The 12,425-nt window shown below is 38.7% G+C and carries 9 protein-coding genes; 6 read left to right on the top strand and 3 right to left on the bottom strand.

Translation table 11 applies throughout. The features are described 5' to 3' along the window. The first annotated feature begins 136 nt into the window (after positions 1-136). From atpD to BGO88_RS12140, 3 genes are all read left to right on the top strand, one after another. Positions 137-1,648: a F0F1 ATP synthase subunit beta gene (gene atpD, locus BGO88_RS12150; protein ID WP_056071618.1), complete on the top strand. Its 1,512-nt coding sequence runs from the start codon at positions 137-139 to the stop codon at positions 1,646-1,648. A gap of 46 nt (positions 1,649-1,694) precedes the next feature. Continuing rightward, the gene (locus BGO88_RS12145) at positions 1,695-1,976 is read left to right on the top strand and encodes a FoF1 ATP synthase subunit delta/epsilon (RefSeq protein ID WP_056071620.1); all 282 of its coding nucleotides are present in this window, start codon (positions 1,695-1,697) and stop codon (positions 1,974-1,976) included. Positions 1,977-2,253: 277 nt separating this feature from the next. Continuing rightward, positions 2,254-3,399, top strand: coding sequence for an aminotransferase class I/II-fold pyridoxal phosphate-dependent enzyme (locus BGO88_RS12140; protein WP_286707043.1), 1,146 nt, complete (start codon positions 2,254-2,256; stop codon positions 3,397-3,399). Here BGO88_RS12140 and BGO88_RS12135 read toward each other — a convergent pair. After that, the gene (locus BGO88_RS12135) at positions 3,383-4,474 is read right to left on the bottom strand and encodes an AI-2E family transporter (RefSeq protein WP_286707042.1); all 1,092 of its coding nucleotides are present in this window, start codon (positions 4,472-4,474) and stop codon (positions 3,383-3,385) included. The two genes, BGO88_RS12140 and BGO88_RS12135, sit on opposite strands and share 17 nt — an antisense overlap. A 207-nt stretch (positions 4,475-4,681) precedes the next feature. Between BGO88_RS12135 and bioD the strand changes: the two genes are divergently transcribed. The 3 genes from bioD to BGO88_RS12120 are packed head-to-tail and all read left to right on the top strand — an operon-like array spanning position 4,682 to position 7,796. Continuing rightward, positions 4,682-5,299 (top strand): dethiobiotin synthase, encoded by a 618-nt coding sequence (gene bioD / locus BGO88_RS12130; RefSeq protein WP_286707041.1) that lies wholly within the window; start codon positions 4,682-4,684, stop codon positions 5,297-5,299. A gap of 11 nt (positions 5,300-5,310) precedes the next feature. After that, positions 5,311-6,582, top strand: a complete 1,272-nt coding sequence (gene bioA, locus BGO88_RS12125; protein ID WP_286707040.1) for an adenosylmethionine--8-amino-7-oxononanoate transaminase — start codon at positions 5,311-5,313, stop codon at positions 6,580-6,582. A 56-nt stretch (positions 6,583-6,638) separates the two neighbouring features. Continuing rightward, positions 6,639-7,796, top strand: coding sequence for a beta-ketoacyl synthase N-terminal-like domain-containing protein (locus tag BGO88_RS12120; protein WP_286707039.1), 1,158 nt, complete (start codon positions 6,639-6,641; stop codon positions 7,794-7,796). A gap of 60 nt (positions 7,797-7,856) precedes the next feature. Here BGO88_RS12120 and BGO88_RS12115 read toward each other — a convergent pair whose 3' ends face one another. Both BGO88_RS12115 and BGO88_RS12110 read right to left on the bottom strand, forming a co-directional pair. Further along, positions 7,857-11,600 (bottom strand): RemA C-terminal-like gliding motility protein, encoded by a 3,744-nt coding sequence (locus tag BGO88_RS12115; protein ID WP_286707038.1) that lies wholly within the window; start codon positions 11,598-11,600, stop codon positions 7,857-7,859. Between the two features lie 211 nt (positions 11,601-11,811). After that, positions 11,812-12,297, bottom strand: coding sequence for a regulatory protein RecX (locus BGO88_RS12110; protein WP_286707037.1), 486 nt, complete (start codon positions 12,295-12,297; stop codon positions 11,812-11,814). Positions 12,298-12,425: the final 128 nt, after the last annotated feature.

Raw genomic sequence — 12,425 nt, 5'->3', positions numbered from 1 at the left:
AACAGACAATCCTGTATTTTTTTCGTATTTTTTTATAAAAACATTATTAATTTTTCATTTTTAAAACTATCTTTGCGCTCTGAAAAAAGAGGTGTTTTTCATAAACCTAAATAGCTATTTAATAAATACATAAGTAATGTCAAAAGTAATAGGAAAAGTTGCTCAAATCATTGGTCCGGTAGTTGACGTAGTTTTCAACGGAAAGGATGTTGAACTTCCAAAAATTTATGATTCGTTAGAAATCACTAAAAAAGACGGTACACTACTAGTACTTGAAGTGCAGTCTCACATTGGAGAAAACACTGTTCGTACAATCTCTATGGACTCTACAGATGGTTTAAGCAGAGGCTATGAAGTTGTTGGTACAGGAAACCCAATCAAAATGCCGGTAGGTCCGGACGTTTACGGACGTTTATTCAACGTAATCGGTGACGCTATCGACGGTTTGGGAGATTTGCCAAAAGATGGCGATAACGGATTGTCAATCCACCGTCAGGCACCAAAATTTGAAGATTTATCTACATCTTCTGAAGTTTTATTCACAGGTATCAAAGTAATCGATTTGATTGAGCCTTATGCAAAAGGAGGGAAAATTGGATTGTTTGGTGGTGCCGGTGTTGGTAAAACAGTATTGATTCAGGAGTTGATTAACAATATTGCAAAAGGTCACGGTGGACTTTCAGTATTCGCTGGAGTAGGTGAAAGAACACGTGAAGGAAATGACTTACTTCGTGAGATGTTGGAGTCAGGAATTATCAAGTATGGTGAGGAGTTCATGCACTCTATGGAAAATGGAGGATGGGACTTGTCTAAAGTTGATAAAGTAGGGATGAGAGAATCGAAAGCAACTTTCGTTTTCGGTCAGATGAATGAGCCACCAGGAGCTCGTGCACGTGTGGCACTTTCTGGTCTTTCTATCGCTGAGTATTTCCGTGACGGTGCTGGTTCAGATCAAGGGAAAGACGTTCTTTTCTTCGTGGACAACATCTTCCGTTTTACACAAGCAGGTTCTGAGGTATCAGCTCTTTTAGGACGTATGCCATCTGCGGTAGGTTACCAACCAACATTAGCAACAGAAATGGGTGCGATGCAAGAGCGTATCACCTCTACAAATAAAGGATCTATTACATCTGTACAGGCGGTTTACGTTCCTGCGGATGACTTAACTGACCCGGCTCCGGCAACAACATTTGCCCACTTGGATGCAACAACAGTATTGTCTCGTAAGATTGCCGAGTTAGGTATTTACCCAGCTGTGGATCCGTTGGATTCTACTTCAAGAATCTTAACACCACACATCTTGGGTGATGAGCACTACAACTGTGCACAGAGAGTAAAAGAGATTCTTCAAAAATACAAGCAGTTGCAGGATATTATCGCGATTCTTGGTATGGAAGAACTTTCTGAAGAAGATAAACTTGCAGTATCAAGAGCTCGTCGTGTTCAACGTTTCTTGTCTCAGCCTTTCCACGTAGCGGAACAGTTTACAGGTATTCCTGGAGTTTTGGTTGATATTAAAGATACTATCAAAGGATTCAACATGATCATTGATGGAGAATTGGATCACCTTCCGGAAGCAGCTTTCAACTTGAAAGGAACTATCGAAGATGTTATCGAAGCTGGACAAAAAATGTTAGCTGAAGCTTAATTTTAATTGCTTCAAGCCTAAAGCTTAAAGCCTAAAGCAAAGAAAAATGTATTTAGAAATTATATCGCCAGAAGCAAAATTATTTTCAGGAACAGTAACTTCTGTTACGGTTCCGGGAGTTGATGGAGAATTCCAAATGCTGAATCATCACGCTGCAATTATTTCTATCCTGACAAAAGGAGATATCAAGATTGCTGCTGACAGCTTTGAATTTTCAAAAGAAGCAGAAGGCAAGTTCTTTTTAGGAGACGATAAAAAATATCATTTATCTATCGAATCCGGAACATTAGAAATGAACGACAATAAAATCAATATTCTTGTAGAGTAGTCTGATTTTATTCCAAGATAAAAGCCTGGCAATTGCCGGGCTTTTTTGTTTTAAATGGTTATGGAGTTTATATTAAAATAAAGCCAATAAGTTTATATATTTTCACTTTGCGCCTCTGCGCCTTTGCGTGAGATAGTTGCTCGCAAAGGCGCAGAGGCGCAAAGAGATTTTTAGTGAAAGGATTTCTTTTTTTTATTGTTTGGTACAAAACTTCTTTACGCTATGTATTAAAATGTACAACTTTCAAACAGCATAAAAGTTGCTTACATTTGCTACTATGAAACGTTTTCCAAAATCCTTGCAGCAAAAAATCGAACAAAGAAAACAGGGCAACTCGTTCAGGGTTTTGCCCGAACCCAATAACCTGATTGATTTTGCTTCCAATGATTATCTGGGATTTTCAAAGTCTGAAGCTATCTTCCAACAGACACATCAGTATCTTTTACACGATAGAATAATTCAAAATGGGGCAACCGGCTCAAGGCTTTTGTCAGGAAACCATGCTCTATATAAGGAATTGGAAGAACATATAGCCCGTTTCCATGATGCAGAAATGGCTTTGGTGTTTAATTCTGGTTATGATGCCAATTTGGGGTTTTTCAGCTCCGTTCCGCAACGCAATGATTTCATACTGTATGATGAATACAGCCATGCATCAATACGGGATGGTATCCGGCTTTCTAATGCCAGGTCGTTTAAATTTGAGCATAACAATCTTGACGAACTGGAAGCATTGATTTTAAAATATAAATCCGAAAATTCAGCTATTTATATTGTTACGGAATCTGTTTTTTCAATGGATGGTGATTCGCCTGATTTAGAAAGGCTCACTATTATTTCAGAACAACACGGTTGCTTTTTGGTTATTGATGAAGCCCATGCCTTAGGCGTTTTTGGAGAATCAGGCCAGGGATTAGTACAGGATTTGGGTGTGCAGGACAAGATTTTTGCAAGGATAGTCACTTTTGGAAAAGGTTTGGGAGCACATGGCGCGGCCATTTTAGGCTCGAAACAACTCAAGGATTTTCTGGTGAATTTTGCCCGTAGCTTTATCTATACTACGGCAATACCGCCTCACTCTGTAGCCGGAATTTTAATTGCCTATAAAAATCTGGAAATCCAAAAGCCGGCAATTGAAAAATTGCGGAACAATATCCTGCATTTTAATCAGGAGAAACAGCGATTAGGATTAAAGCCCGTTTTTGTCCGAAATAAATCAGCCATACAGTCGGCTATAATACCCGGCAATGACAAAGTAAAAGCGATAGCCGGCAAATTACAGCAACACGGATTTGATGTAAAGGCAATCCTTTCGCCTACAGTTCCTGAAAATCAGGAAAGGCTCCGGTTTTGCCTTCATAGTTTTAATTCCGGAGAAGAAATCACCAAAGTTTTGGAAACGCTTGCTAACTGCTTATTTTAGGCTTGCGCCGTTTAAACCATTGTGCATCTTCCTCGCCAAACAGGTAGGCATAAGGTTCTGTATCCGGGCTTAGTTCAAACAGCTTTTTTAATATAGCAATTGTAGGTATAATCAAAATCATTCCCACTACTCCCCAAATAGCTCCTCCTATCAACAGTCCTAAAAAAGTAATAAACGCATTCAGGTTTACATTCGCACCAGTAATTTTAGGTGTCAGGAAACTGCCTTCCATAAACTGAATCAGCGTAAAAGAGACGATAACGGCAAAAGGATAAAATAAGCTGTCTTTGGTTATCAAAGCGTAGGCAAACGGCATTAAGGCACCCATAAAAGGTCCTACATAGGGTATAATGTTCAACAACCCGGCAATCATCCCAAAAAAGATGGCATGTTTGATTCCCAAAGCAAATAAAACAGCCGTATTTACGATTCCCAAAATAATCATCACTTTTCCCGCGCCTACAATATAGGCATGGACAATTTTTCGCATAGAAACCATATGTTCCATAAGTACTTTGTTGCGCTGTTTGTCAAATACTTTCGTAACAAAAACGGCAAGATGGTCTCTGTAAATCAATAAGAAAAAGATAAAAACCGGTAAAAGGATGATGTTGGATAAGGTTCCTATTGTTGTAAAAAGCAGTTCGGAAATATTGGTATTCCCGGATTGGATAAGCTCCATGACTTTTTTAATCTTGAAACCGTCGCCCATACCAATATCATAGCCAATAAAATTCTCAATACTTGTATTGATTTTTATAGCAAAATTATTCAGGCTTTCTTCCATATTCATTTCCACGTCATTTGTAAAACTTTGCAATTGGGAAACAATAAAGAAAATTAATCCCAAAGCCAGCAGAATGATGAGAAGCAGTGCAATAAAGGCACTTAGTGACCTGGGTATTTTCCATCCTTCAAGACGATTGCAAAATGAAGTCATGAGCATGGCTATATAGCCGGAAACAAGCAAAGGAACTAATATTGCTTTCGCCATTATCATAAAAAAAATAATTATGATGATAAGCAAGGAAATATAAACGGCTTTCATGTAAGACGGTACTTTTGCTATGGGCATACTTTTGCAGATTATGAGGTTATTTCTTTCAAATTTAGCAATTAAAAAAGCGGTTGTTTTCAAAAACTATAATAAAATCTTACGGGATTCACATGTTTTGAGGTTAAAATGGCGTAGAAAAACTATAAATTGTCTGTTTGTCGCGGAAATTAATCTCAAGTCGTACCTTTGAAATATTCAATCTGCATTAGGCATAGAACCATCAACATGAAAATTTTTGTCACAGGAATAGGAACCGATGTAGGCAAGACCATTGCCTCAGCAATTATTACAGAAAGTCTGGAGGCCGATTATTGGAAACCGATTCAGGCGGGCGATGCCGATAATTCTGATAGCCATAAATTAGAAAGGCTGTTAACCAATTCAAAAACAAAAATCCATCCCAACAGCTATTTGTTACAGACACCTGCCAGTCCGCATTTTGCAGCGGAAAAGGAAGGTATAACCATCGAACTGGAAAAGATAAAAGAACCAAAAACAAAGAACAGTCTTGTAATTGAAGGTGCCGGAGGTGTATTTGTGCCTTTAAATGAAAAAGATACTGTTATAGATTTGATTCAGAAAGATTACAAAGTTATTGTTGTTTCAAGGCATTATCTGGGAAGTATTAACCATACGCTATTGACTATTGCTGCATTGAGAGATAAAAAACTTGATATTGCCGGAATCGTATTTAATGGAAACGAAAACAAAGCTACAGAAGAAATAATACTAAGTAAAACCGGATTGAAATGCATTGGCAGAATTGAGGACGAGCCTTATTTTGATAAAAATGTAATTCGCGAATATGCCGATTTATTTGCCAATAATTTGAAAGCCTTATAATAAGATAGCGTATGACCCTTTCAGAAAGAGACCAACAGCATAACTGGCATCCTTATACACAACATAAGCTGGCAAAGCCTGCTATTGCAATTACAAGAGGTGAAGGAGCCTTATTATGGGATGAAAACGGAAAAGAATATATTGATGCGATTGCTTCATGGTGGGTGAACCCTTATGGACATAGCAACCGGTTTATAGCCGATGCTATCCACAAACAGCTTACATCCCTGGAACATGTTTTGTTTGGCGGATTTACGCATGAGCCGGCAGTTCTGCTTTCGGAAAAACTTATGGAAATTTTGCCGGACAACCAGAAGAAAATATTTTATTCTGATAATGGCTCGACTGCCGTTGAAGTGGCATTAAAAGTAGCGTTGCAATATTTTTACAATAAGGGAGAGAAACGAACAAAAATTATTGCTTTTGAGAATGCCTTCCATGGTGACACATTTGCGGCAATGGCGGCTAGTGGGATATCTTTTTTTACGGAAGCTTTCCGTGGTTCGCTTATTGAAGTAGTCCGTATTCCCGTTCCCGTAAAAGGAAAGGAGCAGGAATCGTTTAAGGCTTTGGAAAAGCTGGTTAAAACAAATGAATATGCCGCGTTTATTTTTGAGCCACTGGTTCAGGGTGCGGCAGGAATGGTAATGTATGAAACTTTTGCTTTGGATAAATTAATGGCTATCTGTAGGGAGAATTCGGTTTTTAACATTGCTGATGAAGTCATGACCGGATTTGGGAAAACAGGACAAAATTTTGCCTGTAATTATCTTGAAAATGCTCCGGATATGATGTGTCTTTCTAAAGCTTTGACCGGAGGCACAATTCCAATGGCCATAACAACTTTTACTCAAGAATTGTTTGATGGGTTTTATAATGACGATGTTAACAAGGCATTGTTTCACGGACATACTTTTACTGCGAATCCTACAGGCTGTGCTGCTGCTTTGGCAAGTCTGGAATTGTTGCAGAGTAATGAAATGCAGGACAATATCCGGCGGGTACATCAGAAACATACAGAATTTCAGAAAAAAATCAGCAGTCATCCAAGAGTAAAGGAAACGAGAACTCTGGGAGTGATTTTTGCATTGGAAATTAAAACGGAAACATCAGAAAGCTATTATGGCGACTTCCGGAACAAACTATATGATTTTTTTATAAATCAGGGTATCGTCTTGCGTCCTGTTGGCAATATTGTCTATATACTGCCGCCCTATATAATTTCGGATAAGCAATTGGAAAAAGTATATGCTGTTGTGAAAGAAGCCTTAGAAATAGTTTAAATTTGTTCCGAAAACATTCCGGCAAGATTTGCTTTGCCTTAAATAATGATTCTGTTTTGTCTCAAAAAATAGCCATTACGTCCCTGTCTTCGATTTCGCCTTTAGGAAATTCTCCGGAACAAATCTGGCAGAATTATCTAAACGGAGCAACTTCAATTTCAGAATACCCCATAGGGAATACAAAGGCTTTGGCTGCCATGCTTCCCGGATATCTCAAGAATGAAATCGCAAAGTTGAGGGATTCTGAAAGTAAGTATAAAAATTTGGACGAATCTGTTTTATATGCAATACTGGCTTCCCGAAAAGCTATAGAAAATGCAGGATGGAAACAGGGGGACGATTTTGGTATCAATATTGGCTCATCGCGTGGCGCTACCCAACTATTTGAAAAACATTTTCAGGAATTTCTGGAAACCGGAAAAACCCATACTCTGGCATCGCCAACTACTACTCTGGGAAACATTTCTTCCTGGGTAGCCCATGACCTCAATAGTAAAGGTCCGGAAATATCTCATTCCATAACCTGTTCAACAGCCCTACATGCCGTGCTTAACGGAATAGCATGGTTGCGTTCAGGTATGGCAGACAAGTTTTTGGTAGGCGGTAGCGAGGCTCCCCTTACGCCATTTACTATCGCCCAGATGAATGCCCTGAAAATCTATTCCAAAAGCCAGGATGAATTTCCATGCCGTGCTTTTGATAGGGAAAAGAACCAAAATTCTATGGTGTTGGGAGAAGGAGCATCGGTAGCCTGTCTGGAAACAGGAGAAAGGCAAAATGCACTTGCTTATATTGAAGGTGTTGGCTATGCGACTGAAATTTTAGAACATAGCATTTCTATTTCTGCCGAAGCCCAATGCTTCCAGAAATCGATGGCCATGGCTTTAGGAGCAACAGCTATCAAAGATGTAGATGCGATAGTCATGCATGCCCCCGGAACAATCAAGGGTGATTCTTCTGAGCTAAAAGCAATTGAACTGTTGTTTGGAGACCATCTGCCAATGCTAACTACTAACAAATGGAAGATTGGGCATACTTTTGGCGCTTCAGGAATGTTGAGTATTGAAATGGCCTTATTGATGATGCAGCACCAAAAATTTATTGCCGTGCCGTTTGCAGAAAACCAAAAAGAAAAGAAAGCAATACGTAAAGTTTTAGTCAATGCTGTTGGCTTTGGCGGTAATGCGGTCAGCATCTTGTTGGCAAAGCCTTAAACAAAAAAATCCCATAAACAAGACGATTGCTTATGGGATTCTGAAGTGAATTATCTAGTCTTAATTCATGATGACTTTTTTGGAAACTGTTTGGTTGTCATCCAAAGTTATTTTTGCTACAACTACCTGTGTTCCTACATTTATTCCTGTAGTTGTGAACTCATTATTGTTAACTCCTTTTTTGAAGAAGATTTCTTTACCTGTCAAATCAAGAACCTGAACAGTATCGATTGTGAAATTATCTGCTTTGATAGCAATCTGGTCTCCTTTTTTGTAAACGATGATATCATTCGCATTTACTTTAGGAGTATCAATCCCAAGAGCTTCATTTACATAACGGATTTCAAATCTTGAATTGAAAGTACCGGCTGTAGTTGAGAAATAGTATCTGTCATTCTTAATGTTGTGTACTGTTCCAGTCAATCTGTCTACAAGGAAAACTTTCTGATTTTCAAACAAACCGTCAACGCTTTCAATTCCGATGCTGTAATCACCGGCAGTAGCAGCCATATATCCTAAAGGAACAACATCTGCAGTGCTGAAAGGCAATGATCTTCCCTGAATAACCAATTTGTTGGCATCAAGCAATGAGTAAAGAGCAGTTCCGGAAGCATATGTTATTCCGTCATAATCATCATCCATACTGTTTGTAGCTCCTGTAACATAACCTACAAGAATTTCATTGTAAGCGCCTGCAGCATTAGTGATATTCAACCACAATCTGTTCTTTTCAATAACAGTTTCTTCTTCTCCGTTTCCATTTTCGCTGCTTTGAATAGCGTTAGGGTTGCTTCTGTAGAATTGCCCGTTACCTGTTGCTTCTGTAACTCTCATAGCGTTGTTGAAAACGATATCACCGCTGTTTTTTGCCTCTACAAAGAATCCCTGACCTGAAGCAATATTTCCTTTGAACTTGTTTGAAGGATTATTTCCGCAAGTTGTACAGTTGCTTGTATCACCATTACCTGTTGCTCCTGTTGCATTGTAAGAAATGTAGCTGGCAGGATTGTAGTTGTATACTCCGTTAGCATCTGGAGTTGAGCTTACCGCAATATTGTGTGTCCAGAAATAGAATGTACCTTTAATTGTTCCTTTGTTTGCCTCATAGAACTTATCTGCACTGATAGCGGAAGGATATGGATTTCCGATCAGGTTTGATTTTAATGTAGTTCCAACCTTAGCATCGATTTTTTTAACTCCGTTATTTGGAGCTCCAATGAATTTTGTTTCAAAGATAACCGGAGCTGTAAGTGAATACTGTTGAGGAGCTCTCACAATATATCCTTTTCCTGTTTGCATAGCTGCGGCTCCGTTCATTTCTGTAACCCATCCGTTTCCGGCAGCATTATAGCTTAGGTATTTGTCTGCTAATGTGTTTGGAGACAAATCACGCAATGTCCAGTCAGCAGCTGCTACAGGTGAAGACCAGTAAGTAAAGTCATAACGGGTAACAGGAGTTGTATTTCTTCTTACAGTTACTTTTCCGCTGTTTGACGCATTATCATTAACCTGAATAAGGCTTGCATTGTTTTCTACTATAAAGTTTGCAGTTGGAGCAACAACTACTTCATTTTGTACAAGCAGGTTTACACCAGGATTTACTTTTAGAGTCTTATTTGGGTTTACTTTACAAGAACAAACATTCAAATTGCTGTTTAGTTGCAAATCACCATCTATTACAATTGAAGCTCCTTCAGGAGAAGTACTCCATGAGGTTCCGTTATAAGTAGCATTAATTGCTGTCAAAGATAATTTCACGTTAGCATATCCACCTACTTCTCTGGTAACTACTTCAATAGTTGAATTGCTGTCAAGAGCATAAGTTCCCACTACTGTTGGCGTTGGATTGCTTCCGCTCCATCCGCTATTGTAAAATACAACTGTTCCGTTAACATAAACTCTTGTCTCATCATCCCAGTTGTCCATAGAAAGCTGGTATTTTCCACATGGGAATCCTTTTCTTTTGTGAACCATTGTAAAATCGTCAACACGAACAGGGCATCCAATCCATCCGGCAGAGTAAGATGGAGAAGTTTCATTGTTCCATCCGTTGTTTGCCATATCCTGAGTGTTTAACCCTAAAGTGTTTTGTGTATAATATCCGGCATAATTTGCAAGAGCAGGAGTCATACTTCCAACATTATAACCGTAAACATTCCATGCATTGTTTCCAAAAGCGGTTGGGTCTCCTGAAGGTGTTGTTACATTTACAGCTACTGTCACACCGCTTGTTGGCGTAGAACATGGTGTAGAGTTGATTCTTCTAACCCAGTAGGTTGTTGTAGTAGCAGGAGAAACAGTGATTGAAGCTCCTGAACCTGAAATAACGTTAGAACCTATCGCAGTTCCTGTTCCCCATTCGTATGTTGAACCTGAACCTCCGTTAGCAGTCAACGTAGTTGAACCTCCGGCACACAATGTAGTAACTCCTGTGATTGATGTTGGTGCAGTTGCAGTTGGCGCAGCCACTGTAATTTGCAATGTCAATCCTGTAGTTGTAAAATTACACGGAGCAGCACCTTTTCTTCTAACCCAGTATGTAGTTGTAGTTGAAGGAGAAACAGTGATTGAAGCTCCAGTACCGGAAATAACATTTGAACCTACAGTTGTTCCAGTTCCCCACTCATAAGTACTTGTATTTACACTTCCACCACCAGCAGTCAAAGTAACCGAGTTACCGGCACAAATCGTGTTGTTTGTAGCGTTTGAAGTCAATGTTGTTGGAGCTGTTGGTGAATTGCCACAAGTATAGCTGAAAGATACCTGAGAATCACCATTTTTTTCATAATACTCCAAAACAAAATTTACAGTTGTTGAAGTTGCAAATGTTTTTGTAGTTGAACCTGATGTATATCCGTGGTCAGTCCAGTCACTAATAGAATATCCTGACTCTCCGTTGATTTTTAATCTGTATCCGTCATCTCCGCCCACTGTAAAAGTATAAGTTCCGGCAGGGAAGGTTTTGGTCATTTTGTATACGGTATAGAAATTATCCGTTGGCTGTTGGCAAAGAACTGTTGTCTGTCCTGCTACTGCCCCTGAACCTACGTTTCTATCGAAAGTTTCGTTTTCTGTAACATATCCTAAATATGTTGTAGCTGCCGGAGTCCCTGAGTAAGAGTAAACATAACCATTCCATGAACCGTTAGGAGAAACAGAAGGATTTCCTTGTGGTGTACAAGCTGTTGTTACAGTTCCCGTAATTGTTGGTCCTGAAGCATTGTGAGAAGAAGGAGCACTGTCATTATAACCATGTCTTATTCTGATTCTTGGACCAGACCATCCGTTAGTTCTTCCGTAAAATGTTATTCTGATGTAAACTGTTTCACCAGACTGTACAGTGATACCAGTTAATGGAACAGATACTGCATTAAAGTTTGTATTTGTAGTAACTAAGCTGTTGTTGGTAGTTAATACGGTTCCGTTTGATGGAAAACTTGCATCTTTTGAATAGTATACCTGCATTCTGCTAGGACCATTGTTATCATAGTTTTGGTATTCAAAATTGAATTGGTTCAAATCGATTTTGTTTCCACTGTTAGCAGAAATTGATACTTGAACGTATTTTGAATAATCTGGAGTTGTTCCAGAAGGCCATTGAGCCGTATTGAATGCATTTCCGTTGTTATTCCAGTTGTCAACCATAAAATCTACATTCGATCCTGTGATGTTTCCAGCAGAAATATTTGAAGCTATTATATATGGTGAAGCAGTTTTATTAGCTCCATCCCAACGTACTAAAGTTGTCTGTGAAAAACCAAAAAGTGGTAGTAAAAAAACGAATAACAAAAACAATTTTTTCATAGGTCAAGGGGTGTTTGTTCTGATAGGGTAGGGCAAATGTATGTCCGGGATATCTATCAAAAGAAGCTTTCAAAGGCCTATTTTTCAGGTTTTCGATGACGTGTATTTTTTCATCGTCGAAATGCAGAAATCAACGAAAACGTTTTCGTAAAAATTGTGAGAAAAAACTTAGTTTTTTAAAAAATGAGTGTAAAAATGAAGGAATAAAGGTTTAATTCAGTTTTTCCAATTCGATGGCTTTTTCATAAATCAGATTACTTTCGAATCCTTTTCGGAGGAAAAAGTCGCAGAATTTTTTCCGCTTTTTCAAGATGTTTTTTTCCAGAATCGTATCCCAGAATTTTTCTGCGGAAGAATGAAAAGTATCCAGATATTCGTCTGCTATTTCTTTTAGGGCAGTTTCAATGTTGTATTTGGATATGTTTCTTGCTTTCAGCTCATTAATGATTCGTAATCTTCCCCAATGTTTGATTCGGTGTTTGCCACGGGCAAAACTGCACGCAAAGCGTTCCTCGTTTAGGTAATTATTCTCAATCAGATGCACGATTACAGCATCTATAATGGATTGAGAAGAAGTAAGTGTTCGTAGTTTTTGTATAGTTTCCTCATGGCAGCGCTCCTGATAGGCACAATAGGTTTCTGCCTTTTTGGTGATTTCTTCAGGAGTATAGCTTTTCTGTTCGGGTTTTTGGCGCATGAGAAATTGTTTAACGGTTATAAAAGTATAAAAGATATTGTTCTGATGTAAATTTTTAAGAGCATAAACTAATTCAGATTATATGAAAAATCGATGACATGGGGGGTATACTCATTCCGTAAGACGCA

The sequence above is a fragment of the Flavobacterium sp. 38-13 genome (assembly GCF_001899155.1).
Classification (GTDB): Bacteria; Bacteroidota; Bacteroidia; order Flavobacteriales; family Flavobacteriaceae; genus Flavobacterium; species Flavobacterium lindanitolerans.
Note: the sequence above shows the minus strand (reverse complement) of the source record. Positions and strands in the feature narration are given on the sequence as shown.

Excerpts from the sequence above, each read along its gene's own strand:
- BGO88_RS12115 (WP_286707038.1), bottom strand. The coding sequence starts at position 11,600 with ATGAAAAAATTGTTTTTGTTATTCGTTTTTTTACTACCACTTTTTGGT.
- BGO88_RS12135 (WP_286707042.1), bottom strand. The coding sequence starts at position 4,474 with ATGCCCATAGCAAAAGTACCGTCTTACATGAAAGCCGTTTATATTTCC.
- bioA (WP_286707040.1), top strand. The coding sequence starts at position 5,311 with ATGACCCTTTCAGAAAGAGACCAACAGCATAACTGGCATCCTTATACA.
- atpD (WP_056071618.1), top strand. The coding sequence starts at position 137 with ATGTCAAAAGTAATAGGAAAAGTTGCTCAAATCATTGGTCCGGTAGTT.
- BGO88_RS12145 (WP_056071620.1), top strand. The coding sequence starts at position 1,695 with ATGTATTTAGAAATTATATCGCCAGAAGCAAAATTATTTTCAGGAACA.
- BGO88_RS12140 (WP_286707043.1), top strand. The coding sequence starts at position 2,254 with ATGAAACGTTTTCCAAAATCCTTGCAGCAAAAAATCGAACAAAGAAAA.
- bioD (WP_286707041.1), top strand. The coding sequence starts at position 4,682 with ATGAAAATTTTTGTCACAGGAATAGGAACCGATGTAGGCAAGACCATT.
- BGO88_RS12110 (WP_286707037.1), bottom strand. The coding sequence starts at position 12,297 with ATGCGCCAAAAACCCGAACAGAAAAGCTATACTCCTGAAGAAATCACC.